Source organism: Candidatus Binatus sp. (assembly GCF_030646925.1).
GTDB lineage: Bacteria > Desulfobacterota > Binatia > Binatales > Binataceae > Binatus.
Genome location: NZ_JAUSKL010000051.1, coordinates 21620 through 46532, shown reverse-complemented (window position 1 = coordinate 46532; position 24913 = coordinate 21620). Strand labels below are relative to the sequence as shown.

24 protein-coding genes are annotated in these 24913 nt (G+C 61.8%); 13 read left to right on the top strand and 11 right to left on the bottom strand.

Annotated elements, in window-relative coordinates:
* Positions 1-92: 92 nt before the first annotated feature.
* The 11 genes from Q7S58_RS08360 to Q7S58_RS08310 all read right to left on the bottom strand — a co-directional run bounded on the left by Q7S58_RS08360 (position 93) and on the right by Q7S58_RS08310 (position 11026).
* Complete coding sequence (locus Q7S58_RS08360; RefSeq protein ID WP_304823378.1) at positions 93-539, bottom strand: peroxiredoxin; 447 nt, start codon at positions 537-539, stop codon at positions 93-95.
* 333 nt (positions 540-872) lie between these two features.
* Complete coding sequence (locus tag Q7S58_RS08355; protein ID WP_304823375.1) at positions 873-1358, bottom strand: tetratricopeptide repeat protein; 486 nt, start codon at positions 1356-1358, stop codon at positions 873-875.
* A gap of 51 nt (positions 1359-1409) precedes the next feature.
* Positions 1410-2345 (bottom strand): type II secretion system F family protein, encoded by a 936-nt coding sequence (locus Q7S58_RS08350; RefSeq protein WP_304823372.1) that lies wholly within the window; start codon positions 2343-2345, stop codon positions 1410-1412.
* Positions 2345-3307: a type II secretion system F family protein gene (locus Q7S58_RS08345; protein ID WP_304823368.1), complete on the bottom strand. Its 963-nt coding sequence runs from the start codon at positions 3305-3307 to the stop codon at positions 2345-2347. The genes Q7S58_RS08350 and Q7S58_RS08345 overlap by 1 nt, the downstream gene beginning before the upstream one ends.
* Entirely contained in the window at positions 3304-4716 is a 1413-nt protein-coding gene (locus Q7S58_RS08340) for a CpaF family protein (protein WP_304823364.1), read from the bottom strand. Before Q7S58_RS08340 ends, Q7S58_RS08345 begins: the two co-directional genes overlap by 4 nt.
* Positions 4717-4779: 63 nt before the next feature.
* Positions 4780-6009 (bottom strand): AAA family ATPase, encoded by a 1230-nt coding sequence (locus Q7S58_RS08335; protein WP_304823361.1) that lies wholly within the window; start codon positions 6007-6009, stop codon positions 4780-4782.
* Between the two features lie 30 nt (positions 6010-6039).
* A complete protein-coding gene (locus Q7S58_RS08330) occupies positions 6040-7899 on the bottom strand; it encodes a type II and III secretion system protein family protein (RefSeq protein WP_304823358.1) in 1860 nt (619 codons plus the stop codon).
* Between the two features lie 5 nt (positions 7900-7904).
* Complete coding sequence (cpaB, locus tag Q7S58_RS08325; RefSeq protein ID WP_304823355.1) at positions 7905-9029, bottom strand: Flp pilus assembly protein CpaB; 1125 nt, start codon at positions 9027-9029, stop codon at positions 7905-7907.
* A 68-nt stretch (positions 9030-9097) separates the two neighbouring features.
* Positions 9098-9487, bottom strand: a complete 390-nt coding sequence (locus tag Q7S58_RS08320) for a TadE/TadG family type IV pilus assembly protein (protein ID WP_304823352.1) — start codon at positions 9485-9487, stop codon at positions 9098-9100.
* A 163-nt stretch (positions 9488-9650) separates the two neighbouring features.
* The gene (locus Q7S58_RS08315; RefSeq protein ID WP_304823349.1) at positions 9651-9821 is read right to left on the bottom strand and encodes a Flp family type IVb pilin; all 171 of its coding nucleotides are present in this window, start codon (positions 9819-9821) and stop codon (positions 9651-9653) included.
* A 236-nt stretch (positions 9822-10057) separates the two neighbouring features.
* Positions 10058-11026 (bottom strand): pilus assembly protein TadG-related protein, encoded by a 969-nt coding sequence (locus Q7S58_RS08310; RefSeq protein ID WP_304823346.1) that lies wholly within the window; start codon positions 11024-11026, stop codon positions 10058-10060.
* A 370-nt stretch (positions 11027-11396) separates the two neighbouring features.
* On the opposite strand from Q7S58_RS08310, the gene Q7S58_RS08305 reads away from it, so the two are divergent.
* The 13 genes from Q7S58_RS08305 to Q7S58_RS08245 all read left to right on the top strand — a co-directional run bounded on the left by Q7S58_RS08305 (position 11397) and on the right by Q7S58_RS08245 (position 24881).
* On the top strand, positions 11397-12179 hold the full coding sequence (locus Q7S58_RS08305) for a hypothetical protein (protein ID WP_304823343.1): 783 nt from the start codon (positions 11397-11399) through the stop codon (positions 12177-12179).
* A 144-nt stretch (positions 12180-12323) separates the two neighbouring features.
* Positions 12324-13373, top strand: a complete 1050-nt coding sequence (gene coxB / locus Q7S58_RS08300) for a cytochrome c oxidase subunit II (protein ID WP_304823340.1) — start codon at positions 12324-12326, stop codon at positions 13371-13373.
* A 20-nt stretch (positions 13374-13393) separates the two neighbouring features.
* Positions 13394-15079 carry a cytochrome c oxidase subunit I gene (gene ctaD / locus Q7S58_RS08295; RefSeq protein ID WP_304823337.1) on the top strand — a complete coding sequence of 562 codons (1686 nt, stop codon included), beginning with the start codon at positions 13394-13396 and terminating at the stop codon, positions 15077-15079.
* Entirely contained in the window at positions 15076-15690 is a 615-nt protein-coding gene (locus tag Q7S58_RS08290) for a heme-copper oxidase subunit III (RefSeq protein WP_304823334.1), read from the top strand. Before ctaD ends, Q7S58_RS08290 begins: the two co-directional genes overlap by 4 nt.
* 40 nt (positions 15691-15730) lie before the next feature.
* Complete coding sequence (locus Q7S58_RS08285) at positions 15731-16582, top strand: hypothetical protein (protein WP_304823331.1); 852 nt, start codon at positions 15731-15733, stop codon at positions 16580-16582.
* Positions 16579-17304, top strand: a complete 726-nt coding sequence (locus Q7S58_RS08280; RefSeq protein ID WP_304823328.1) for a cytochrome c — start codon at positions 16579-16581, stop codon at positions 17302-17304. Before Q7S58_RS08285 ends, Q7S58_RS08280 begins: the two co-directional genes overlap by 4 nt.
* 20 nt (positions 17305-17324) lie before the next feature.
* Positions 17325-17858 (top strand): ubiquinol-cytochrome c reductase iron-sulfur subunit, encoded by a 534-nt coding sequence (locus tag Q7S58_RS08275; protein ID WP_304823325.1) that lies wholly within the window; start codon positions 17325-17327, stop codon positions 17856-17858.
* A 22-nt stretch (positions 17859-17880) separates the two neighbouring features.
* Positions 17881-19353: a cytochrome b N-terminal domain-containing protein gene (locus tag Q7S58_RS08270; RefSeq protein ID WP_304823322.1), complete on the top strand. Its 1473-nt coding sequence runs from the start codon at positions 17881-17883 to the stop codon at positions 19351-19353.
* A 44-nt stretch (positions 19354-19397) separates the two neighbouring features.
* Positions 19398-20285 carry a cytochrome c oxidase assembly protein gene (locus tag Q7S58_RS08265; protein WP_304823321.1) on the top strand — a complete coding sequence of 296 codons (888 nt, stop codon included), beginning with the start codon at positions 19398-19400 and terminating at the stop codon, positions 20283-20285.
* 22 nt (positions 20286-20307) lie between these two features.
* On the top strand, positions 20308-21942 hold the full coding sequence (gene pgi, locus Q7S58_RS08260) for a glucose-6-phosphate isomerase (protein WP_304823318.1): 1635 nt from the start codon (positions 20308-20310) through the stop codon (positions 21940-21942).
* Between the two features lie 24 nt (positions 21943-21966).
* Positions 21967-23049, top strand: a complete 1083-nt coding sequence (locus tag Q7S58_RS08255) for a Gfo/Idh/MocA family protein (RefSeq protein WP_304823315.1) — start codon at positions 21967-21969, stop codon at positions 23047-23049.
* A 33-nt stretch (positions 23050-23082) separates the two neighbouring features.
* Positions 23083-23727, top strand: coding sequence for an alpha/beta fold hydrolase (locus tag Q7S58_RS08250; protein ID WP_304823311.1), 645 nt, complete (start codon positions 23083-23085; stop codon positions 23725-23727).
* A 95-nt stretch (positions 23728-23822) separates the two neighbouring features.
* Positions 23823-24881: a class I SAM-dependent methyltransferase gene (locus Q7S58_RS08245; RefSeq protein WP_370655485.1), complete on the top strand. Its 1059-nt coding sequence runs from the start codon at positions 23823-23825 to the stop codon at positions 24879-24881.
* Positions 24882-24913 lie beyond the last annotated feature (32 nt).

Here is a 24913-nt window from a genome sequence, read left to right as displayed (position 1 = left end):
ACCAAAGCCGAGGCACAAGGATTCGACAGCCTCTGTGCCCCATACTAGCCGCGTAAACACGGAGCTTATTGGCGCTCTTGGCCTAGGTACGCCTAGACGCCGAGGATGTCGGCGAGGACGCGGGCGGGATGATCGCGCGGATCGACCTGATCATAGACGCGCTCGATAAGGCCGTGCTCATCGATCAGGAAACTCACGCGGTCGGGCTGAGTTGCATTGAGGCTGGCGCACGCGCCGTAGGCGAGGCCACAGGTTCGATTCGCATCGCTCAGCAGCGGGAAGGCGAAGTTGTGCTGCTGTGCGAACGCGGCATTTTCGTCGGGCGTATTAAAGCTGATTCCGACGACGCGGATGTTGTTCTCGTCGAAGTACGATTGATGATCGCGAAAGCCGCGGCCCTCGAGGGTGCATCCGGGAGAGCCGGCATCGGGATAGAACCAGAGCAGGACTTTGTGGCCGCGGAGACCGCCAAGCGAAAGGTCGGCGCCGTCTTGAGTGGGCAGGACGAAATCGGGAGCTGGCTGTCCTACTTTGATCATTGGCCTACTTTGATCATTGGTCGGCTTTGATCATTGCCCTGCTTTGATCATTGGCCGGCTTTAATCAAGGCGCAGCCACCGTTTTAAGAATTCCGGAGCCGGGATTTTTCATTTCATCATCCTCATTGTGCCCCTTCCGTCATCCGAAGGTTGCCGGAGTCGAAGGATCTCGGGTCCTTTCTTCGCGCCGACTGCACCCTCACCCGCCGACGCCTCACTTCGCTCGGTGTCGGCGACCTCTCCCGCAACCAAGCGGGCGAGGGAAAGAAGGGCAGACTCCGCTCGGGATGACGGAGGGGCTGGCGTGCCGACGATTTCGGACGGTTGCTCCATTCAATTGAGCATCGCGCGCAACTGCGCGAGAGCCGCTTCGCAAAACGGTTCGCCGGGCGCGCGGGCGAGCGCGCCTTCAAATTCCTCGATCGCGCGCATGACCATCCCTTTTGCGGCATAGAGGCGGCCGAGATTCATGAAGGGAAAATGACGCGGCTCGTAGCGCGGCGCGAGCTTGGCTTTTTCGAGCCACGGGATAGCGTCGTCTAAATTGCCCTTGGCGATCAGATAAGCGCCGATGTCGTTGTAGGGATTGCCGAAGCCGGGGTCGATTTCGATTGCGATGCGGCATTCGGCGATAGCTTCATCGAGGCGGCCCATCCGTTCGTAAGCCCATCCGCGAAACGTGTAGGCCTCGGCGGTGGGATAGATCTCGATCGATTTGGTGTAGAGCTCGATAGCGCGCTGAAGTTCGTTGTTGAGATGGAATCGGGTGGCTTCGTTCCAGAGATCGAGCGCGCGCTTTTTCGGAGCGGGATCATCCATGATCGAACCGATATTGAGCCGGACGGCGCGCGTCAAGAGCACGGTGAAAAGCTAATGGGAGAAGGTGTGCATGATTTGAATCATGGCGGGCCCGAGGATGACGGCCATCATGGCGGGGAGAATGAAGAAAACCAGCGGAAAGAGCATCTTGACGGTAGTTTTCGCCGCGGCTTCTTCGGCGCGCGTGCGCCGCGTATTGCGTATCGAGTCGGACAGGGAGTGGAGCGCGGGACCGATCTGCGCGCCGAGTTTTTCGCTTTGGACCAGGGTGGAAGCGAGCGGCTTGATATCGTCGACGCCGGTGCGCGCGGCGAAACCCTTCATCGCCTCGGCAAGGGTGCTGCCGGCGCCGAGTTCGGCGGATACGGTGGATAGTTCGACGCCGATCTCCTGGCCCTGGCGCTGGGTCTCGGCGCCGACGATTTTGATCGCTTCGCCGACGCCGAGTCCGGCCTCGACGCATACGACGAGCAGGTCGAGCACGTCGGAGAGTTGCGCGGCAATTCTCTGGCGTCGCTTTTTTACCCGGTGGCTCAGGTAGTAGTTGGGGATGGCGACGCCGGCGCCGGCGCCGACGAACATCAGCATGAAACTCCTGACGCCGTCGAGGCCGAGTAAGCGGGATAAGAGCAGAGCTGCCAAGGCGAGCAGCACGATCGCGGAGATTCGCACGAAGTGGAAGGTGCGCAGCGCTTCGGGACTGGCGAAGCCCGCCTGCACGAGGGTCTGCGTGAGCTTCAGGTCTTCGGGGGTGTTGTAAGCGGGTTCGGGAATTTTGCGGGTCACCCACAAAAAGAGCGAGCGGGCAAAGCCGGGAGATTCAATATCAATGGCGCTGGCGTTGCCGTAGGAGACGCGCATCGTAACCGCCATCTCGGTGATGCGATCTTCGAGTCCGCGATGGCTGCCGTAGAGGGCGTTGTAGAGCGCGAGCGAGATCGCCCCGACCAGAAAGAAGATGGTGAGACTCGCGTAGATCGCTGTCATCAGTACTTCACCTGCAGCATCCGGCGGATCGAGAGGAACCCGAGGACATCGAGCACCGCGGCGATCTTGATAATCCTGATTCCGTTGGGATCGGAGAAAAGGGTGTGCGTGTAGCTCGGCTGGATCACGCTGAACGCAGCGAGCATCAGGATTGGGAGCAGCCCGACGACCAGGCCGCTCATGCGGGATTGCGCGGTCAGCGCCTTGATTTGCTGTTGGAGGCGTTGGCGGGTGCGGACGATCTCGGAGAGCCGTCCGACGATCACCGCGAGCGAACTGCCGACATCGGCCTGGACCCGGACGGCGACGACGAACAGCCGGAGGTCGTCCTCGGGCACGCGCTTGAGCATCTCCTCGATCGCGCGCGGCATCGGCAATCCGAGGCGGCTCTGCTCGATCGCGGAGCGAAATTCGCTGCCGAGAGGATCGGGAAATTCGGTGACGATCACCTGGAGCGCGCGGAGCAGAGTATGGCCGGCTTCGAGCGATGACTTGATCATGTCGAGCGCGTAGGGGAGTTGCTGAACGAACGCCTTGAGGCGCCGTTTCTTGCGGACGCGGATGTAGAGCAGGGGCAGGAATCCAGCGCCGCAGGCGGTAGCGAGCGACAACCAGGCGTCGTCGAGCAGCAGGCGGCCGGCGAAGAGTCCCGCGCCGAACAGCAGGAGGATTATCAGCAGGATATCGGCGACGCGGATGTAGATGCCGGCCTGCCACATATTTTCCTCGAGCGTCCGGAGCATGTTGAGTTGATACAGCTTCGCCAGAAATTCCTTGCCGGTGCTGCGCAGGCGATCGGTGCGTCTGATATCGCCGGCGACGGCTCCGCCAGGCCGTGACATCCGCGCGATGACGGCGGTCGAGACCGAGCCGGGGCCGGTGCGGCGCAGCCAGACAAAAGCCATGACCACCAGGGTAAGGCCGAATGCGCCGCCGACGATCAGCAGGTCATGCGTGGTCATCGGATTCTCGCGCTCTGAGCGGGGCCCGCACCGGGTGCAAAGTCAGAGAGCACTTTTGGACCGGTGTGGTAACCGGCGATGTCGAGGCGCTGAGTGTAGGTCGAGCGGATGCCGGTGGGCTGGAAGTTTCCCATGATCGCGCCCGCCGGGCTGGTGTCGGTACGGACGAACTCGAACAGGTCCTGCATCATGATCATTTCGCCTTCCATGCCACTGATTTCGGAGATCTTGAGGATTTTGCGCGAGCCGTCGGACAGGCGGCTGACGTGAACGACTATGTTCAGCGCCGAGGCGATCTGCTGGCGCATCGCGCGCTGCGGAATCAGGAAGCCGGAGAGGAGCATCATCATCTCGAGGCGGCCGAGGCATTCGCGCGGGCTGTTGGCGTGGATGGTGGCGATGGAGCCGTCGTGGCCGGTGGACATGGCTTGCAGCATGTCGAAGACCTCGGCGCCGCGGACCTCGCCGAGGACGATTCGATCAGGGCGCATCCGCAGGCAGTTCTTGACCAGGTCGCGCTGCGTGACCTCGCCGCGGCCTTCGAGATTGGGCGGGCGGGTCTCGAGCCGGACCACGTGCGGTTGTTGCAACGATAGTTCGGCGGAATCCTCGATGGTGATGATTCGTTCGTTCTCGGGGACAAAGGCGGACAGACAATTGAGCATCGTGGTTTTGCCGGAGCCGGTGCCGCCGCAGACGATCACGTTGAGGCGTGCGCGGACGACCGCCTGCAGAAAATCGACCAGGTCGCGAGTCAGCGCGCCCTTCTCGACCAGCGATTCGATATCGTAGCGATGCTTGCCGAAGCGCCGGATGGAAAGCGCGGGGCCGTCGATCGCAAGCGGCGGGATGATCGCGTTGATACGCGAGCCGTCGGGCAGGCGCGCATCGACCATCGGCGATGATTCATCGACGCGGCGGCCGACGCGCGAGACGATTCGATCGATAATGAGCATCAGGTGCTGATCGTCCTGGAACGAGATGTCGCTGCGGGAGAGCTTGCCGCGTTTTTCGACGTACACCTGATTGTGGCCATTGATCAGGATGTCGGTGATGTCGTCGTCCTGCAGCAGGGGCTCGAGCGGTCCGAGGCCGAGCAGCTCGTTTTTGAGTTCCTCGACCAGGCGGCCGCGGTCGGCGTCGGTCAGCAGAGTGCCGTTTTCGGTCAGGATGTCATTGATGGCGGCAGAGACTTTGGCGGAGACCATCGCGGGCTCGAGTGCTTCGAGCTTGGAGACGTCAATAGTTTCGAAGAGCTTGTTGTGGATTTTGACTTTGAGGCGGCGCGAGCTGTCCGCGAGGGCATCCTTGCGGCGCCGTACGGTCACGCCGATAAGCGAGCCGGAGGCGGAGCCTGTATCGGGAGCGACGCCGGTTTTCGAGATGTTCAATCGATCGGAGAGTCCCATTTGCGGTTACCTGCGTGCGGAGTTGCGAGTGCGTTCCACGTTCGTGATGCGGCCTTTTTCCTGCTAGCGAGCGAACGAAGGCGTAAGCGCGGTGACGAGGCGCGCGACGAATCCGCCGGCCACGGCTTCCGCCGCTTCGGCATGCGGTATCAGTCGGCTCGCGAGCGCCATCGTGGCTTTCGCGACGGGAGAGCCGGGGGCGACCTGGAACAGATCGCGCGCAGTCATCTCGATTCGTCCGAAGGTCTGATCGTCGCTTGGAATTGTGGCGTAGATCGATTTGGTGAGCGCGGTTTCGATTTCCTTCTGGCCGAGCGGATGCGCCTGCTTGTACCGATTGATGACGAAGCGCGGCTCGAGCGAAGTGAGCCGCAGGCGCTCGAATAAGTCCATGAATCGCCAGGCGCATCGCGTAGCCGCGATCGACTGGTTGAGCACGTAAAACAGATGATCGGAATGTTCCCAGGCGGAGACCGAGTTTTCGTCCACGTGGTCGCCGCAATCGACGATGACGTAATCAAACAGCTCGCGCATCAGGTCGAGCACGGTGTTGACGGTGATATCCGACACCAGCTCGCCTTCCTCGATCCGTTTCGGCGCGGCCAGCAGGTGGCATCCCGACGAATGCTTGGTCAGCGCCGACTCGAGCTGAATCGAATCGAGCTTACGGTCGAGCCGCGCGAGCGGGATGATAGTCAACTCGGGATCCAGATTGAGGAACACGGCCAGGCCGCCGGACTGCAGATCGAGATCGACCAGCGCCGCCCGCTGATGCATCGCTTGCAGCGCCAGCGCCAGATTGGCGGCAAGAGAGGTGACGCCGACGCCGCCGATCAGGCTGACGAGGGAACAGACGACGGCGCCTTCGCGGCGCTCCTTGCGCCATCGAGCCTCGGTAATCTTGAGCAGGGTGCGGGTCGCCTCGCCGGGATCGAGGGGCAGGAGGAGGATTTCGTCGGCGCCGGAGCGGAGCGCGCGCTTCATCACGCCGGCCGAGTGCGCGGAAAGCGCGGCGAAGAGCATCGGATGCGGCGAGATGGCCGCTTGCGCCTGGATAAATTTGAGCGACGAATCTTCGTTGCCGTCGATAACAACCACGACGACATCGGGCGGCGGCGCGCCCTTGTGGATAAGTTCCTGCGCGGCGGCAGGGTCGCCTTCAACAATCTGGAGAGGAGGATCGACGATCGTGCCGAGCACGGCTTTCAATTTGGATCGCTGCTCGCCGGGGTCGCCCACCAGGACGATCTTCATGACGCGGCGCAGCTCATCTTTTCTTTCAAATCCTGCCATAGGGCCCGATGCTTCCTTCGTCCGCTTGGGTCAAAAGCGCGGCCGGGACGGATCCGGCGGGTTGATTTGCCTGGTCTTGACTTCGCCTTCGGTCATCGGGCCGCGCGCGCCGGGCAAAAAGACTTCCGCGGCGGCGGGCAAGGGCCGCACGATTTCCGGCGTCACGCTCATCACGAGGTCGGTTTCCTTGCTCTCCCAGTAGGTGCTGCGGAAGGCCGCGCCCAGATAGGGGATATCGCCGAGGTAGGGCACCTTCTGCACGGTCGATAGTTTTTCGTGGAGAATGAGGCCGGCAATGATCAGCGTCTGCCGATCCTTGAGGCGCACCAGCGTTTCGGCCCGGCGGGTCACGAAGGCGGGCACGGTGAAGCCGAACAACTGTACGCCGTGGGCGTAATCGGGCTGCGATACTTCGGGCTTGACGAGCAACTCGATATCGTTGCGGCCGACGACGGTCGGGATGAACTCGACCGAAGTGCCGAACTGCTTGAAGACGATCGTCGAGTTGAGCGCCTGCGCGATCACGATCGGAATTTCGCCGCCGGAGAGAAATTTTGCTTTCTCGCCCGAATTGGCCAGCAGATGCGGCTCGGCCAGGATGCGGGCGAGATCGTGCTGCTCGAGGAACTGGAAAAAGCTCTGCGTCGCCACGCCCGAGCCTTGCGTCGCGAGGCCATAGGTCAGGTTCTGCGATAGCAGCATGGGGATGATCCTGCCGGCCGGCGGAAGCGTGGTGATCGAGCCGGGGGACGAAGACGTACCGCTGTACGGCGTGCCGACGTTACCGGGCAGGCTGACGAACGAGATGCCGGAATTCAGGAAGGCGACCGATACGTTGACGCCCTGATTCTCGATACCGGTGCGGTCGAGTTCGGCGACGATGGTGTTGAGCAGGACCTGCTGGCTGCCGTTGGGATCGACGCGCACCTGGCGCTCGTTGTAACTGCCGTCGGCGTCCCACAGCGCGATGGTGGTGAAGCCGGGGGCATGGCCGATCAGGTTGATCTGGTAGGGATTGATCACCTGGACGTCGGCGATTTTGGAATCTGCGATCGAAATCCGGGTGAGGCGGCGCTTGAAGTCGATAATCTCGGAACTGCCAGCGACCACCGAGACCGCGTCGTCGGGCAGGTAATGCTTGCCGCCGGAGACAGAAACCGTGGTGTAGCCGGAGTCGGGGCCGAGGATCGACGGATCGGTGCGATACTGTCCTTCGCGCGTTTCGAGCTTGCCGATGGACTGATTGCCGACCGCGGGGATCGTCGAGCGCGACGGCAGCGCCGGCAAACTCCACGAGGCGTCCTGGGTCGGCGCTCGATCGTCGGGGCGCGCAGATGACCCGGCGCCGGGAATTGTGACCACCTCTGGCGGCGCGGTCTCGGTTCCCGGAGCGATCAAGCCGGCGCCGGCGCGCGGCGTGAGGTTCATGTCGGTGCTGGCGGGCGGCGCTGCGTCACCGCCCGAGGAGGCAAGTCCGGCGCCGGGACGGGGGGCCAGGTTCGCGTCGGTACTCGCGGGCGGCGCGTACCCCGGCGACAGCGGCGCTCCCGGCTTCGCGATGGCGGCGACCCGAACATCGTAGGTGGCGACGCGGCCCGAATCTTCAGTGACGTCGATCGCCCATCGGCCCGCTTCGGCGCCGATCAGAACCAGCTTGTGCGGGCTGACGGCGTTGACGACCAGGGCATAGGGATTCTGCAGAACCCTGATGGCAGGAGTGGCGCCCGCCTTGATGTGATCGATCGAGAAAGATTCGCCGGCGTTGATCGAGACGGCGATCGGCGCGGGTTGTCCGAGCGCTGGAGCGGGTGCAATGGCAATGAGCACTCCGCAGATGAGCAGTGGAAGGCGATTCGCGAGAGCGAGCCGTGCGATTTGGTGAAATTTCATGATTCTCATTCGGCACCGATGGCGAGAGTTTTGGGCGCCGGGACGTAGCCGGTGTCGCCGGGACGGAGCGCGGGCGCGGGCTTCGGCGGCGAGTCCGCGCGAGCGGGATCGAGCATCGCGGCGAGCGCCGGATTCGGCGCGCCGGTAAACGTCGCGGAGCGCATTGCGGCGGGCGCGGCGGATGGCGCGTCGTCGGGCGAGAGGGCTGGCGGAGGCGGCGCATAAGCCGGCGGCGAATCGCGATCGGCGCCGCCCGAATGTCCGACCACGGCTGAATTGATAAAGGAAAATGCTTCGGAAGATTTGCCGTCGCGCAGGATTTCGATATGGAGCGGCGCCGGGCCGTGAGCTCGCCGCGCGACGGGTCGCGGTCCGGGCGGTGCGACGGGCTGTTTTTCCATCAGGGGAACGTCGGTGCGCGCGTGACGCATCAGATCGTCGATCGCGATTCCGCTGGTCGCGACGATCTTGTTGTCGGCGTAACTGCGCATCGCGAGCCGGATGGTTCCTTCGCGGGTGGCGAGCGTAAGTTTTTCGGCTTCGACGGGCGTTACGAGGAGGGTGACCTCCTTGACGACCTCGGGTTCGTCCTTGACCCGCTCGATCTCCTGCGCGACGGCGAGGACCTCGATGTTCTGCGCGATCACGCGGGCGAAGGACGATTCGCCCGGGCCGTTGCCGGAGACCGCGAGCAGGACGTCCACCCGGGTGTGCGGTTGCACGAAGCCGGAGATATCGGCGACTTCGTCCACGGCGACGGAGATCGCGCGCATCCCGGGCGGGATCAGAAACGGCATCACGCCGCCGACCTTGTCGCCGATCAGCAGCCGCGCGTTCACGATCGGTTCATTGGCGGAGAACTGGCTGCGGGCAAACGCGCCGACCGCGGCCTGCGGGTCGGTGAAGTAGCCCTCGGGCAGGCTGTCGCGGGCCCATCGCGCGAGCTTGAGATCGGCGGGATGAAGCTTGGCGCCAAGCGGAATCGAATGGGCGGCGACGACTACTTGCGCGGTATGCGCCAGCGCCCGCTGGACCTCGGCTTCGCGCTTCTTGAGCGCGGAGAAGACCACCGCGGCCGCCAGCAATGCGCCCAATGCGGCCAGCGACATGAATGCCATAGTTCGTCGCATTCGGATTCCCCTGTTTCCACGCCTCGCCGCTTGCCGATCGATTCAGGACAGTCAACTCGCCGGCGGCGTCATTCACTCATCACGACTTCCGTGGCGCTAAGGGTCGTCGGTAAGGTTTGGCCAAAGCCCAGGCCGCTGAACAAAGTTGCCATCGACGAAACCAGCGGGTTGCTCGAGATGTCGTAGCTGACGGTGACCGTCACCGGGTTGCCAAAAGTCGCCTGCACGACCGTGACCGTAAGATGGCCGCCGCTGGTGATCGAAGGCGAGCCGATCGCGCCCGACGTGATGTAAGTCTGGACTTCCGCCGACGTGAGATTGGGATTGACCGCGGCATAACGTGCGCCGTTGAAAGCGAGCTGGCTGACCGCGAGCGCCGACTGGCCGATCACGGCGAAGGTGATCCCGAGGAAAACGATGAAAAGAAACAGCGGCGCCATCAGTGCAAACTCGGCCATCGCCTGGCCGCGTTCGCCGCGCGCGGGCCGGCTCGCCGCTCGAGTCGGCCGCGGTGCGGGGCTCCTGTCTTTCGATCGCGTGAGCATCGGATGACCTTGTGCGCGCGCCGCAGGCGCAAGTGACGACGGGGGTCGTCGAATCCCCGCCGCACTGCGCGGTTGGCTAGAATGCTGCGGTTACGGTCGCGATCTCGCTGGTGATCTTGCCGCCGAGCAGCGTGTAAGCGGTCATTCCGGCGACGGCGACGGCGGCGAGGATGAGCACATACTCGGTCATCGTCTGGCCGTTTCGCTGCGCGCGGACAGCGACAAACAGTTTGGTCAGGTAGTTCATTCTTTCGTTCCCTCTGGCTCTTTCGAGCGTTTTGCGTGGCTCGTTCCTGAGGACCATTCGTGCACCTGCCGTACCAGACGCGGACGGACTGGAACGGCCGTGAATACGTGAAGACGATTCGGCGCAGTGACCCAAATTGCATCAATCGCCGTATCTCCGCGGGACATCGCGTGGTTCACTAATGGTCACCAGATCGATTGAGACCGAGCGTTGTGTATCGTGTGGTTGTTCAACAGTTACTGGACGAGCACCGCTCGATAGGATCCATAAGCGGCAGCGGTGGTGCTGGGAGTCGAGCCAGGGACGACCGAGCCGATGAAGATGAGGCTGGTCGGGCTGACCAGCCAGACTGCGGCGAATCCTTGCACGGTAAGAGGACATCGACCTTCGCATCCGGTCCAATCCATCACGGGCACGATCGCCAAGCGTTGGTCGTCGAGAGTGTGAGAGCTCCAGGTGCCGCCGGGATCGCTGCTGGCGCCGGCTGCGATGCGCGCGTTGATAGCCGAATTGTAAGGCCCTACGGCACCGCCCGGTTCGCTGCTCACCACTTGTCCGACGGTGAGAGTTCCCGAGTATCCGTTGGCCAGGTTATTGGCGAGGCACGACGCGCCAGTGCATCCGAGGGCCAAGGAATCCCAGTTGCCGGGACCGACATCATTGGACTTGTGAATTGCGATGGTTTGTCCGAGTGCGTAGGTGGTCTGGCTGGATAAGCCGAGCGGCAAAGCACCCGTCGCCGAGCCGGTATTCTGCAGCGCGGCCTTGGCGCTGACGGTAATCGGCGCGGTATTCAGCCCGAGCACCCGAGCCAGATATAACGGCGCCTGCCGCGTCAAAGTGATCGATACCCAGAGGCCGTCGGCGGCGACGACCGGGGTTGCGATTTCGCTCACGAGCGCTCCGTTGGTGACGGCGTAACTCGTGGCGACGGTTTTGGCCTTTGCGGCGTCAGCCGGCAGCGCAGAGGCCGCGGCGAGCACCGCGGCGTCAGCGGCGGACTGCATTCTTGACCAGGTGAAGTAGAACACCGAGAGATCGACGCCGAAGGCCAGCACGCCGAGCAGGATCGGCAGCAATATGGCGAACATCAGGATGGTCTGGCCGTGTTCGCGTCGCGCCGCGATGCTCGCGGTCGGCGGCGTCGGCGACCGTCTTTTCGATTGGTGGGCGTTAATGGGCGTAAACCTCGAGTGGTTTGGCACTGGCCTCGGAGTTAGCCGAGGAGTCGCGGACGTTGAAAAGCACCACTCGTGCCATCGACAGTTCCGCGGGTATCTCAGCTAGCAAGATGGCGCCGTCAGAAGCTGCGACACAATCGCGAACCGCGTCGGCGCGACGGTTCAGGGAGCCTCCAGGATGGCGTCGAAAGATACGTCGCAACCCTATTCAAAGTGCATCTGGATGTCGCATAATTGACTTATGTTCTGCAGGTGCGACGTAATCGGCAGCCGGGTTCTGAGGCGCCGAACTGCGCTCGCATTGCCGATCCTGCTGGCCGTACTCGCGGCGTTGCCGGGGTGCGCGCCGTCGTTGCTAAGCTCGGCTCGAAGCCATATATCGGCTGGCAATTTTATGGCGGCGCGGCAGGAATTAATCGCGCTGTCCTCGCGCAAGGACCTCACTCCCAGCGAGCGCCGCGAAACCAACGACGACCTCTGTCTCGCGGATTTCATGGTTGGCCGTCCGACGGTCTCGCTGGCGGAGCAGCGACGAACGTGCGCCGCCGCGATGAGCGAGGCGGGGAGTCAGAGCGGCGCGATCATGGCGCAGTTGAATGAACAGAGCAGGCAAATCGATACGCAGCAGGTGCAGGCGGCGCTGGCCGATCGCGATCTCGCCGGAGCGGAGCGCGCGGCGATGGACTATCGCAGCGTGCCCGGCGCCGATCCGGCGGTGCTCGCGGAGTGGTCGAAGGACATCTGGGATCTGGCGGACGAGCAGACGCTCAGCGATTCGCATCCGAGCAAGCGCAATCTCAACGCGGCGATTTCGGAACTTCGCAAGACCTATCCCGACGTCCGGCACATGAACGACGCGGAGTTTCGCAATTGGATCGAGCGGACGGCGAAGGGTTCGGGGACACCGCTCGCGTCGAATCTCGAGCTCAAGAAGTCGCGGCTGAAATTATCGATCGATAGCGCGGGCCTCAAGCTGGCGGCGCTCAATCTCGACAAGCTCGCGATCATCAACGACGCGTTTGCGGCGCGATGCGGCTGCGATGCGCATACCGACGTCAGCGTGACGCAGTCGGGCCTGCCGGCTTATATCGTGCGGCTCGACACCGAGACGCGAATGTCCGAGGTGATGATTCTGCCGCACGGCGATCAGCAAAATCTGATCAGCAGCGCCAATTAGCTTCGATCCCGCAACCTTCCCGCAACGGTTCCTTTAGGAATCAAAATTCTTTTGTGATAGTGATGCTCGGGGCCGAGCGTGAGTCGCGCGCTCGAATGCCGCTGAATGACCCGAGGTCGTGCGGCCCTGAAAAGAAGCTCGTCGATGATGATGAAGCGCTGGTTGCTGGGGATTGCTGCGATGCTCGCCGCAGCCTCGCGGGCATTTGCGAACGATTGGGGGATGGGGGACGCGAACTCCAAAATCCCGCCGAGCAGCATTTTCAGTCCAGTATCGACGCCGGCTAGCGATATCAACACACTGGCGTTCTTCACGCTTGCGATCACCGGCACGATCTTTCTGATCGTCGGCAGCCTGATCGTTTACAGTGTGGTCCGATTCCGCGCGCGCAGCGACGATGACGGCCGCGAGCCGCCGCAAGTTTACGGCAGCAATCCGATCGAGTTCGCGTGGACGACAGTGCCCGCGATCATCGTGTTCGTGCTGATTCTGATCACGGCGCGGACGATCTATACGGTGCAGGCGGCGCCGCGGCCACCGGGTGCGATCAACGTGCGCGTGATCGGGCATCAGTGGTGGTGGGAGTTCCAGTATCCGGATCTGGGAATCGTGACGGCCAACGAACTGCACGTGCCGCAGAGCGATCCGGCGAATCCGACGCCGACTTTCATCGTGCTCGAGTCGGCCGACGTCGCGCATAGCTTCTGGGTGCCGCGTCTGGCGGGCAAGACCGACGCGATCCCGAATCATCGCAACACGATGTGGATCGATCCGCATGAAGTGGGGACGTTTCTCGGGCAATGCGCTGAATTCTGCGGTACCGAGCACGCGATGATGCTGCTCAGAGTGATCGTCGAGCCGCGCGGCGATTTTCAGCGCTGGGCCGAGGCGGAGAAGCAGGCGCCGGTGCAGGATGCGTCGGTGGCGCGCGGCCGCGCGGTGTTCGAATCGACCGCGTGCGTGAACTGTCACGCGATTCGCGGCACCGCGGCCAACGGGACATTCGGGCCCGATCTCACGCATCTGATGAGCCGCGAGACGCTCGGCGCGGGCGTGGCGATCAATACGCCGGAGCATCTGAAAATCTGGGTGCACGATCCTGCGGAGATGAAGCCGGGCGCGCTGATGCCGGCGATGAATCTCGAACCGAAGGATCTCGACGGACTGGTGGCGTACCTGGCGACGCTTCGATGAGCAAGGCGAGCTGAAACGGCATGGCAGGCAGTATCGAACATCGGATCGCGCTCAGTGCGGAATCCGATCACGCGTCGTTGCCGATCCTGGGCAGGGCGCATGAATGGGTAGTCACGGTCGATCACAAACGCCTCGGGCTGATGTATATCGGAGGCGGACTGGTATTTTTTCTGATCGCGGGATTGCAGGCCGCCACGATGCGCTTGCAGCTTGCGATTCCCAACGCGGGAATCATCGCGCCGCAGGTATTCAATCGCCTGCTGACGGTTCACGGCACCGCGATGGTGTTCCTGGTCGGGATGCCGATCCTGACGGGATTCCTGAACTACCTGGTGCCGTTGATGATCGGCGCGCGCGACCTCGCGTTTCCGCGCCTCAATGCATTCGGCTTCTGGCTCTGGCTATTCGGCAGCCTGCTGCTCTACTTCAGCTACATCGGTGGCGATGGACTCTACGGCGCCGGCAGCGCGCCCGACGTCGGATGGTTCGCGTACGCGCCCTTGACGGAGCGGGCGTTCTCGCGCGGCAACAGTACTGACTATTGGATACTGAGTATTCTACTGACTAGTGTCGGTTCGACTGCGACCGCGATCAATTTACTAACTTCGATATTCTGCATGCGATGCGAAGGGATGACGCTGCGCAAGATGCCGGTGCTGGTGTGGCTCGCCGCGGTAGTGTCTTTTCTGATGTGCGTCGTGCTGCCGCCGCTCTCCGCCGCGCAAGCGATGCTGTTGCTCGATCGCTTTCTCGGCGCTCATTTTTTCGATACCCAGGCGGGCGGTTCCGCGATTCTATGGCAGCACTTCTTCTGGATCTTCGGGCATCCCGAGGTTTACGTGCTGGTGCTGCCGGCCTTCGCGTTCGCCAACGAGATCATCCCGGTGTTCTCGCGCAAGGTTATTTTCGGCTACTCGGTGATGGTCGCGGCGTCGTGCGCGCTCGCGTTCATCAGTCTCGGCGTATGGGCTCATCACATGTTCTCGGTCGGGATGGCGCCGGCGGGCAACGCGTTTTTCGCGGCGTCAACGATGCTGGTATCGATTCCTACTGGAATCAAGATCTTCAACTGGATCGGCACGATGTGGGGCGGCAAGATCCGTTTCAGAATACCGATGATGTTCAGCGTCGGTTTCCTGGCGCAGTTTCTGATCGCGGGATTGACGGGCATCATGCTGGCGGTCGCGCCCTTCGATTGGCAACTCACCGATACCTACTTCGTAGTCGCACATTTCCACTATGTATTGATCGGCGCGATAGTATTCATGATCTTCGCGGCGATTTACTATTGGTTTCCCAAGGCCACCGGAAAGATGCTGGGCGAGCGGCTCGGCAAATGGCATTTCTGGCTATTCCTGATCGGCTTCCACATGACCTTCGACACGCTACATTTCGCGGGTCTGCGCGGGATGCCGCGGCGCATCTATACGTACCAGCCGGGGCGCGGCCTCGACACGATCAATTTGATTGCCTCGATCGGAGTGATCTTCCAGGCGGCGGGCATCCTGATGTTCCTGATCAATGTGATTCGATCATTGCGCTCGGGAAAACCGGCCGGCGACGACCCGTGGGATGCGTGGACGCTCGAGTGGTCCACCAGTTCGCCGCCACCCGAGTACAACTTTGCTGAGTTGCCGGTGGTGCGAAGCCGCCGGCCGCTGTGGGACTTGAAGCATCCTGAGGATCCGGACTGGAAGTACGAATGAGCGCAGGAGCAGCAATCAGCGGCGCCTCAGCGTATAGCGCGGGCCCGGTCGAGACGACGACACTGCCATCGCGCGGCCGCGTCGGCATCCTGGTGCTGATTCTGACCGAGTCGGTGTTCTTTTCGATTTTCGTCGCCGCCTACGTCTTTTACATCGGTAAAAATCTGAGTGGGCCGCTGCCGAAGGACGTGCTCGCGCCGCCGATCGTGAACACGATCTGCCTGCTCTCGAGCAGCATCACGATCGTGCTCGCGATGCGGGCGCTGCAAGCAGGATCGATTCGCGCGTTCGGGATCTGGTGGCTCGCGACGCTCGCCTTGGGTATCGAATTCATGATCGGTACGGCAATGGAGTGGCGCCGGCTGATATATATTGACCATCTGACTATTCGAACTAATCTGTTCGGCACGACTTACTACACACTGGTAGGTTTACATGCATTGCATGTGACTATTGGACTGATACTCATTCTGCTGGTGATGATTTTCACGATGATGGGCTATATGAATCGCCGGCACGCCGAGCGAACTGACGTCCTGTCATGGTACTGGCATTTCGTGGATGCGGTGTGGGTAGTCGTATTCATTACTGTGTATGTAGTCGGAAGATGAGCAGAAGTGGCTATATCGAATAGCCAGTCGCATTAGACAAATGGATGACGAGAGAAATCGCGGGCACGAGCAGACTGTAATCGAAATGCCGGCGCCGACGGCGTGGCCGATGCTCATGGCGGTGGGTCTGACACTGAGCTTCGCCGGACTCGTCACCAGCGTCGCGGTCACGATTGTCGGAATCGTGTTCACAATCGTGGGAATCGTCGGGTGGTTCGGCGAGGTGCTGCCGGTCGAGCATACCGAATCGATCGCCGTGACGCCGGCGCTCGAGGTCCCGCGCGCGAAAGTCGCAGTCGCGTATCTCGAAGTCGGCGAGATGGGCCATCGCGCGGTTCTGCCGCTCGAGATCTATCCGTACCGCGCCGGAATCAAGGGCGGAATCGCGGGCGGAGTCGTGATGGCGGCGCTGGCCGTCGTGCACGGAATGATTCTGCACGGAAGTCCCTGGTACACGATTAACATTCTCGCCGCGACGGGAATGGCGGACCTCGCGAACGCGAACGCCGCGACACTTTCGTCGTTCATTCCATCGGCCTTCATCGTCGCGCTGGTGATTCATGGAGTCGCGTCCATCCTGATTGGACTGCTGTATGGCGTGCTGCTGCCGATGGCGCCGCGCTATCCGGCATTCTTCGCCGCGATCGTTGCGCCGCTGCTATGGACCGGCCTTTTGTGGGCGTCGCTCTCGGTGATCAATCCGGTGCTCGACGCGCGCATCGAATGGCGCTGGTTTATCCTGTGCCAGATCGCATTCGGCGCGGTCGCCGGCTACGTGGTCGATCGAACGGAGAAGGTGCGCACGCTGCAGCATCTGCCGTTCGCGGTGCGAAGCGGAATCGAATCGCCGGGAATCATGCGCGAGCGAATTGAGCGGGAGCCGGAGAAGTGATCGCGCGGGGTCGCATTCGTCGCGGCGCGATCGCGTGCGTGTCGATGACGATCGCGTTGCTGGCGGGATGCGATTGGATGCCGGGACGTCCGACCGAGGCTGAGATGCCGCTCAGGCCGTCAGCGATTACCGACTTCGGACAACTGTACGGCGAGAATTGCGTGGGATGTCATGGCGCGGACGGCAAACTCGGGCCGGCGATCGCGCTCAACAATCCTGTTTATTTGGCGATCGTGGATGACGCGTCGATGCGTCGTGTGATCGCCAATGGAACTGCGGGCACTGCGATGCCGCCGTTTCTGCGCGCGCAGGGCGGTACGCTCACCGATCAGCAAATAGATTTGCTGGTCGCGGGAATACGCAAAAAATGGAGCGGCGACAGCAATGCCGGAGCGGGCACCCCGCCCTACGCGAGCAATGCGGCCGGCGATCCAAATCGCGGAGCGCGTGTGTACGCGGCGAATTGTCAATCGTGCCACGGGCCCGACGGCAAAGGCGCGGCGGCCGGATCGATTATCGATGCGTCGTTCCTCGCATTGGTCAGCGATCAGAATTTGCGCGCAACGATAATCGCGGGGAGGCCCGACTTGGGGCATCCGGATTGGAAGGGCTATCCAGCGGGGCAAGCGCTCAACTCGCAGCAGGTGTCGGACGTGGTGGCGTGGATGGCGTCGAAACGGCCGGCGTCGCAGCTCAGCGCCTCGAACGCGGCAATCCATTAAAGAGGAACGAATCGCATCAGATGGCGGAAAACGACGAAAAGAATTCTGCGGATTCGACCGAACTGACTTCGCGGCGGACGTTTCTACTGCGGCTCGGAGTCGCGATCAACGCGATCGCAGTGGCGCTGTTCGCGATTCCGATTCTGGGCTACGTACTTTCACCGGCGCGCAAATTCATCTGGCTCAAATGGATCTCGCTGGGGCCGCTGACGAACTTTCCCGAGAATCAAACGCGACTCGCCGAATATGTGAACCCGTTTCGAAAGCCGTGGGACGGCGAAACGTCGAACATCCCGTGCTGGGTGCGGCGCACCTCCGGCGACGATTTCCAGGTGTTTGCGATCAACTGCACGCATCTCGGATGCCCCGTGCGATGGTTCGCCGAATCGGAACTGTTCATGTGTCCATGTCACGGCGGCGCATTTTATTCCGACGGCCGGCACGCGTCGGGGCCGCCGCCGCGTCCGCTCTATCAGTATCAGCACAAAATCGAAGCCGGCCAGTTATGGGTGCGCGCGGGCGAGATGCCCACGCTCGGCCAACCCACCGCATGAATTGCAGGGCGGGAAACCTCAGATGCCGCTGATGCATCGAATCAAGTCAGTCGGCGCCTGGCTCGACGAGCGGCTCGGCCTCGGATCTACTATTGCCGAAGTCGCTGAGCATCCGGTGCCGCGCAGTTCCGCGAGCTGGTGGTACATATTCGGCAGCGCGACATTAGTAGTACTCATTATGCAGATCGTCACGGGAATATGTTTAGCGACTGTGTATACACCCGCGGCGAACGGTGCATGGGAAAGTTTAATATATTTGAACTACCATCAACCGCTCGGATGGTATATTCGCGCGCTGCACGGCTGGGGCTCGAACTTCATGGTCGCGCTGATGCTGATACATATGGTGCAGGTATTTTTGTTCGGCGCGCACAAGTATCCACGCGAGCTGACGTGGATCGCCGGCATCGTGCTGATGCTATGCACGCTCGGCATGGCGTTCACCGGGCAGGTGCTGCGCTTCGATCAGGACGCATACTGGGGACTCGGAATCGGCGCATCGATCGCGGGCCGATCGCCGATAATTGGGCCTAAACTCGTCGATTTGATCCTCGGCGGCCCGATCATCGCGGGCGAGACGTTGTCGCGATTTTTCGCACTGCACGTATTCGTGATTCCGGGGCTGTTGTTCGGCTTCGTGGGACTGCATCTGTTTTTGGTGCTGAGGCTCGGAATCAACGAATGGCCGATGCCTGGTCGAATAGTCACTCGAGACAAGTATCGCGAGCAGTATGCGGAGTTATTACACAAGGATGGAGAACCGTTCTTTCCGTTCGCCGCGCAAAAGGATTTGGTTTTTGCGGGACTGATTATTTTAAGTTTATTGGTGGTGGCGGCGGTGATGGGACCGATTGGACCAAACGGCCAGCCCGATCCGACTATAATCCAGACTGTGCCGCGCCCCGATTTTTTCTTCTTGTGGCTATTCTCAGTTTTCGCGCTGTTGCCGCCATGGACGGAAACCTTCCTGATGCTGGTGGGACCGCCGATCGCGATCGGTTTGCTGTTCGCCGTTCCCTTCATTTCGGGCACCGGAGAGAAAAGCTGGCGGCGCCGCCCCTTCGCGATCGTCATCGTAACGTTGATCTTCCTGGCGATCGGCACGCTGACGTGGCTCGGCACTTACTCGCCATGGTCGCCGCTGATGGAAGCGTGGACGCAAGCGCCGGTTCCAACTGACTACGTCAAAGGGCGCACGCCACTCGAACTTCAGGGTGCGCTGCTGATTCAATACAAGCAGTGCCGCAACTGTCATTCGCTCGGCGGCCAGGGCGGACTGCGCGGACCGGCGCTGGACGACACCGCGTCGCGGCTCACGCGCGACGAAATTATCCGGCAGATCGTGCAGGGCGGCGGCAACATGCCGGCTTATGGAAAAAATTTGAGTCCGGCCGAAGTCAATGCGATCGTGGCGTTTCTCGCGACGATGCATCCGGCGCATGAGATTCCGGCGCGCGATTCGGCGCAACCCGCGGCGCCTTTATCGTCGCGGTAATCGATTGCCGTCGATCGATCGTGACCGATCGTCATGAGTAGCGCGTGAACCCAATCCTGAAATCGGCGCTGGATTCATGGACTATCCCGCGCGGCACCGTCGCGACGCTGCTGATCATCGCCGTGATTTACGCGCGCGGTTTCGGCAAGTTGCATGCGCAGATGCCGACGCGATTTACGCTGGCGCGGCTGGCCGCGTTCCTGGGCGGTATCGCGATACTGCTGATCGCGATCGCGTCGCCGATGGCGGCGCTCGACGACTTGTTGCTGCAGGTTCACATGATTCAGCATCTGATGCTGATGCTGGCGGCGCCGGTGCTGATTCTCGCTGGCTGGCCGGCGATTCCGATGCTGCGCGGACTGCCGCCGAGGCTCGGCAAAGCGGTGCTCGGCCCGATACTTCGATCGCGCCGAGTGCGCGCGCTTTTCATTTGGCTGACGTCGCCGCCGGTCGCGTGGATTGCATTCGCGGCCGCGACGTGGATTTGGCATGCGCCGGTTTTTTTCCAACTCGCGCTCAGATCGGAGGCGTGGCACGCGGTCGAGCACGGATGCTTTTTCGCGACGGCGCTGATGTTTTGGTGGCCAGTAGTTCAACCGTGGCCAGCGCTGCGGCGAGGCCCGCGCTGGACGATGATTCCGTACCTGCTGCTCGCCGACGCGCAAAACTCAGCGCTGGCGGCGTTGTTCACCTTCTCGAATCATCTGCTCTATCCTTTATATGCGAACGCGCCCCGCGTCGGCGGAATTTCTCCGCTCGAGGACCAGGTAGTGGCGGGCGCGATCATGTGGGTGCCGGGCTCGATGTTTTTTGTGATACCCGCGGCGCTAATTTTGCTCCAGCTACTTCAGCCGCAAGGAATGTCGATGGCGCGTTCACGCATCGGGAACGCAAAAGACGGCGTGACCGCGGCGAATTCGATCGCCGGCTGATTTTCAAACAGGAGGCAACAAGATGGCTTCGACGACAAAGCTCCGCGATCGTTCCTCATGGCAGGCGTTGCAGGCGCACTACAATCAAATTTGCGACCGCCATCTGCGGACCTTGTTCGCCGACGATCCAAAGCGCGGCGAGCGCATGAACGTCGAGGCAGTCGAGCTTTACTTCGACTACTCGAAGCATCGCGTGACCGACGAGACGATCCGATTGCTGATCGCGCTGGCCGAGGAGGGCGGACTGCGCGCGCGCATCGACGCGATGTTCCGCGGCGACAAGATCAATGTCACCGAGCAGCGCGCAGTGCTGCACGTCGCGCTGCGGGCACCGCGCGACGAATCGATCATGGTCGATGGCAAGGACGTGGTGCCGGAAGTGCACGCGGTGCTCGATCGGATGGCGGATTTTGCGGCGCGGATTCGCGACGGATCGTGGAAGGGCCACACCGGCAAGCCGATTCGCAACATCATCAATATCGGAATCGGCGGGTCGGACCTCGGGCCGGTGATGGCATACGAGGCGCTGCGGCATTACAGCGATCGCAAACTCACGATGCGATTCGTGTCGAACGTCGACGGCACTGATTTCGCCGAGGCGACGCGCGATCTCGACGCCGCGGAAACGCTCTTCATCATTTCGTCGAAAACTTTCACGACGCTCGAGACGATGACCAATGCGCATACGGCGCGGCAGTGGTCGATAGGCAAGCTCGGCGATGAAGCGGCGGTGGCGAAACAGTTCGTCGCGGTCTCGACCAACGCGGCCGAGGTGACGAAATTCGGCATCGACACGAAGAACATGTTCGGCTTCTGGGATTGGGTCGGCGGCCGGTATTCGATGGACTCGGCGATCGGTCTCTCGACGATGATCGCGATCGGGGCGGACAATTTTCGCGCGATGCTCGCCGGGTTTCACGCGATGGACGAGCATTTTCGCAGCGCGCCGTTCGAGCGCAACCTGCCGGTCCTGATGGGATTGCTTAGTCTCTGGTACAACGACTTTTTCGACGCGCAAACCGTCGCGGTGCTGCCGTACGAACAATACCTGAAGCGGTTTCCCGCCTATCTGCAGCAACTCACGATGGAATCGAACGGCAAACACGTCACGCTCGACGGCGCGGCGGTGGATTATCAGACGGGACCGATTTTCTGGGGCGAGCCGGGCACCAACGGACAGCATTCGTTCTACCAGTTGATTCATCAAGGGACGAAATTGATTCCGTGCGACTTCATCGGATTTTGCCGGCCGCTGAATGTGGTCGGGCGACATCACGATTTGTTGCTGTCGAACGTGTTCGCACAGGCGGAAGCGCTCGCATTCGGCAAGACACCCGAACAAGTGAAGGCCGAGGGCACGCCGGACTGGCTAGTGCCGCATCGAGTGTTCGAGGGCAATCGTCCGACGACGACGATTCTCGCCGATGAACTGACGCCGGCGACGCTGGGCAAACTGGTCGCGCTCTACGAGCACAGCGTGTTCACGCAGGGCGCGATCTGGGGCATCGATTCATTCGATCAGTGGGGTGTCGAGTTGGGCAAGGTGCTCGCGCAAAAAATTATTCCGGAGTTGGAAGCGAGCGCCGAGCCTGCGCTGACGCACGACAGTTCGACCAATACATTGATCCGCCGCTATCGTGCGCGTCGTCGCGGATGATTACTGCGCCGAAGGCGAGCCGCGATGACGACTGAAATCGCAGAGCAATTCACGAAGCTGACGCAGTCATGGCCGCGGCCGACCGCGCCCAAACCGATCGTCGTGATCGGCGCGGGCAGTATCGTGCGCGACGCTCACCTGCCGATCTATGGGCGCCTTGAATTTCCGGTCGCCGGCATTTTCGATCTGAATGCGGACATCGCGCGCGAACGCGCCAAGGAATTTTCGCTGCCGCGCGTATTCACGAATCTCGCGGAGGCCGCTGCGGTATCGGAAGCGGTATTCGACATCGCGATTCCGCCGGCAAACGTCGCGGGCGTGCTCGAACATCTGCCGGTCGGAGCGGCGGTGCTGATTCAAAAGCCGATGGGCCGCGACCTTGCCGATGCGCGGCGGATCGCGAAAATTTGCCGCGAGCGCCGCCTGGTTGCAAAGGTCAATTTTCAGTTGCGCTTCGCGCCGAACATGCTCGCGATCAGGGACGCGCTCGCGCGCGGACTGTTCGGCGATATTCTCGACGTCGAAGTGCGCATCAATCTGCACACGCCGTGGAACTATTGGGCGTTTCTAAAAAATGTTCCGCGGCTCGAAGTGCTGATGCACTCGATTCACTACATCGATCTGATTCGATCGATTCTCGGTCAACCGCGCGGCGTTTATTGCCGCGGCGTGCGGCATCCGGAGATGCGCGAATACGCCGACACTCGCACCAGCATCATTCTTGATTATGGCGACACGATTCGATGCAGCCTCACGATGAATCATGCGCATCGATTTGGCGGCCGATACGCGATGTCGCAGCTTAAGATCGAAGGCACGCGCGCGGCGGCGATCGCGCAGATGGGAGTGAATCTCAATTACCCGGCCGGCGAGTCAGATACGCTCGAGATCGCGGCAACCGATTCAGATTGGTCGGCGGTTCCGCTGCGGGGTTCGTGGTTTCTCGAGGCGTTCGAAGGACCGATGTCGAATCTGCAGCGCTACGCGGCGGGCGAAGATGCGACGCTGATTTCGGGCGTCGATGATGCGCTCAAGACGATGGCAATCGTCGAGGCGTGTTACGAATCGAGCGCGGAAGGCGGCACGCCGATTCCGCCGGTCAAGTAGGCCGAGCGCAAAAAAAATCGGCGGGAATCGAAAATGAGTGAATCGCACGACGCGCCATCGCTGCTGATCAACGGGCCGAAAAAAGCGGCGCTGACCTTGGTGCTCGCGCACGGGGCTGGTGCGCCGATGGATTCCAGATTCATGAACATCGTCGCGGAAGGCGTCGCGGATTCGCGCGCGGATACGCGAGTCGCGCGCTTCGAATTTCCCTATATGCAAAAGACACGCGCGACGGGCCGGCGCTCGGCGCCAGATCTCGCGCCGGTGCTCCTCGAATCGTGGCGCGCGGTGATCGCGGAACTGGGAAACGCCGACACGATGGTGATCGGCGGCAAATCGATGGGCGGACGGATGGCGAGCATGATTGCGGACGACGCGGGAGTGCGCGGACTCGTCTGTCTCGGCTATCCGTTTCATGCGCCCGGGAGACCTGATGTGCCGCGCATCGCGCATCTGCAAAAGCTGCGCACGCGCGCTTTAATACTGCAGGGCACGCGCGATTCGTTCGGCAGTCCGGAAGAAGTCGAAGGGTACAAACTGTCGCGCACGATCCGGGTTGAATGGATCGAGGACGGCGATCATTCGTTCAAGCCGCGCGCGCGATCCGGCCGCACCGAAAAGCAGAACCTCGAGCATGCGATCGCACAGATTGTCGATTTTCTGGATTCGTTAAAGTAGCAAAACTCGCAGCCACGCGTTCATTTGACGAACGCTCGATACATCACTTACGCTTTCCTTCTCAGAGCGCGACGCAGGCTTGCGCAGGAGAAATCATCATGCAGGTCGACGAAAAAAAACTCCAGGAAATGATCGGCAAGATGCTCGGCGACGTTGGCGCTGCGATGGGCGCCGCGCTGGTATTGCTGGGCGACAAACTCGGGCTGTACAAAACGCTCGCATCGGCGGGACCGCTCTCCTCGGCGGAGCTTGCGTCGCGCACGGGCACCGCCGAACGCTATGTGCGCGAATGGGCCGCCGGGCAAGCCGCCGCCGGCTACATCAATTACGATCCGGCGTCCGCGCGCTACTCGATGTCGCCGGAACAGGCGCTGTTGCTGGCCGACGAAAACGGCCCGGCGTTTTTTCCCGCCATGTATGAAATCGCGGCTGCCGCCGTGCGCGATGAACCCAAAGTCGCCGACGCGTTCCGTAGTGGCGGCGGGGTCGGATGGCACGAGCATGACGCTTGCCTGTTTCGCGGCACCGAGAGATTTTTTCGTCCCAGCTACGCGGCGCATCTCGTCTCCGAATGGATCCCCGCGCTCGAAGGAGTCAAGGAAAAACTGGAACGCGGCGCGACCGTCGCAGACGTCGGATGCGGTCACGGCGCTTCTCTGATTTTGATGGCGCAGGCCTTTCCGAAATCGCAGTTCTGTGGCTTCGACTATCACGAGCCGTCGATCCTGGCTGCACGAGAACGTGCGCGCGAGGCAGAGGTCGCCGATCGGGTCAAATTCGAACGCGCATCGGCTAAGGACTTTCCGGGCAGCTACGATCTGGTCGCCTTCTTTGATTGTTTGCACGATATGGGCGATCCGGTCGGGGCCGGCGCTCACGTCAAACAGGCGCTCAAGCCTGGCGGGACCTGGATGGTGGTCGAGCCATTCGCGGGCGATCGAACTGAAGATAATTTCAATCCGATCGGGCGGATCTTCTATGCCGCTTCGACCACGATTTGTGTGCCCGGATCGCTATCGCAGGAAGTCGGACTCGGTCTTGGGGCGCAGGCGGGCGAAGCGCGCATCCGCGAAGTGCTGAACGCGGGCGGCTTTTCGCGCGTCAGACTTGCGACGGCGACACCGTTTAATTTGATCCTCGAAGCACGGCCCTAATCAATCGGCCACGCGATTCTCTTCAGGAGCTG

Bases quoted from the DNA above. Each gene is read 5' to 3' on its own strand.
- ctaD (WP_304823337.1), top strand. From the start codon at position 13,394: ATGGCAGGCAGTATCGAACATCGGATCGCGCTCAGTGCGGAATCCGAT.
- Q7S58_RS08335 (WP_304823361.1), bottom strand. From the start codon at position 6,009: ATGGCAGGATTTGAAAGAAAAGATGAGCTGCGCCGCGTCATGAAGATC.
- Q7S58_RS08360 (WP_304823378.1), bottom strand. From the start codon at position 539: ATGATCAAAGTAGGACAGCCAGCTCCCGATTTCGTCCTGCCCACTCAA.
- Q7S58_RS08315 (WP_304823349.1), bottom strand. From the start codon at position 9,821: ATGAACTACCTGACCAAACTGTTTGTCGCTGTCCGCGCGCAGCGAAAC.
- Q7S58_RS08340 (WP_304823364.1), bottom strand. From the start codon at position 4,716: ATGGGACTCTCCGATCGATTGAACATCTCGAAAACCGGCGTCGCTCCC.
- coxB (WP_304823340.1), top strand. From the start codon at position 12,324: ATGATGATGAAGCGCTGGTTGCTGGGGATTGCTGCGATGCTCGCCGCA.
- Q7S58_RS08355 (WP_304823375.1), bottom strand. From the start codon at position 1,358: ATGGATGATCCCGCTCCGAAAAAGCGCGCGCTCGATCTCTGGAACGAA.
- Q7S58_RS08270 (WP_304823322.1), top strand. From the start codon at position 17,881: ATGCCGCTGATGCATCGAATCAAGTCAGTCGGCGCCTGGCTCGACGAG.
- Q7S58_RS08255 (WP_304823315.1), top strand. From the start codon at position 21,967: ATGACGACTGAAATCGCAGAGCAATTCACGAAGCTGACGCAGTCATGG.
- Q7S58_RS08350 (WP_304823372.1), bottom strand. From the start codon at position 2,345: ATGACAGCGATCTACGCGAGTCTCACCATCTTCTTTCTGGTCGGGGCG.
- Q7S58_RS08250 (WP_304823311.1), top strand. From the start codon at position 23,083: ATGAGTGAATCGCACGACGCGCCATCGCTGCTGATCAACGGGCCGAAA.
- Q7S58_RS08275 (WP_304823325.1), top strand. From the start codon at position 17,325: ATGGCGGAAAACGACGAAAAGAATTCTGCGGATTCGACCGAACTGACT.
- Q7S58_RS08345 (WP_304823368.1), bottom strand. From the start codon at position 3,307: ATGACCACGCATGACCTGCTGATCGTCGGCGGCGCATTCGGCCTTACC.
- cpaB (WP_304823355.1), bottom strand. From the start codon at position 9,029: ATGCGACGAACTATGGCATTCATGTCGCTGGCCGCATTGGGCGCATTG.
- Q7S58_RS08330 (WP_304823358.1), bottom strand. From the start codon at position 7,899: ATGAAATTTCACCAAATCGCACGGCTCGCTCTCGCGAATCGCCTTCCA.
- Q7S58_RS08320 (WP_304823352.1), bottom strand. From the start codon at position 9,487: ATGGCCGAGTTTGCACTGATGGCGCCGCTGTTTCTTTTCATCGTTTTC.
- Q7S58_RS08305 (WP_304823343.1), top strand. From the start codon at position 11,397: ATGGCGGCGCGGCAGGAATTAATCGCGCTGTCCTCGCGCAAGGACCTC.
- Q7S58_RS08285 (WP_304823331.1), top strand. From the start codon at position 15,731: ATGGATGACGAGAGAAATCGCGGGCACGAGCAGACTGTAATCGAAATG.
- Q7S58_RS08290 (WP_304823334.1), top strand. From the start codon at position 15,076: ATGAGCGCAGGAGCAGCAATCAGCGGCGCCTCAGCGTATAGCGCGGGC.
- pgi (WP_304823318.1), top strand. From the start codon at position 20,308: ATGGCTTCGACGACAAAGCTCCGCGATCGTTCCTCATGGCAGGCGTTG.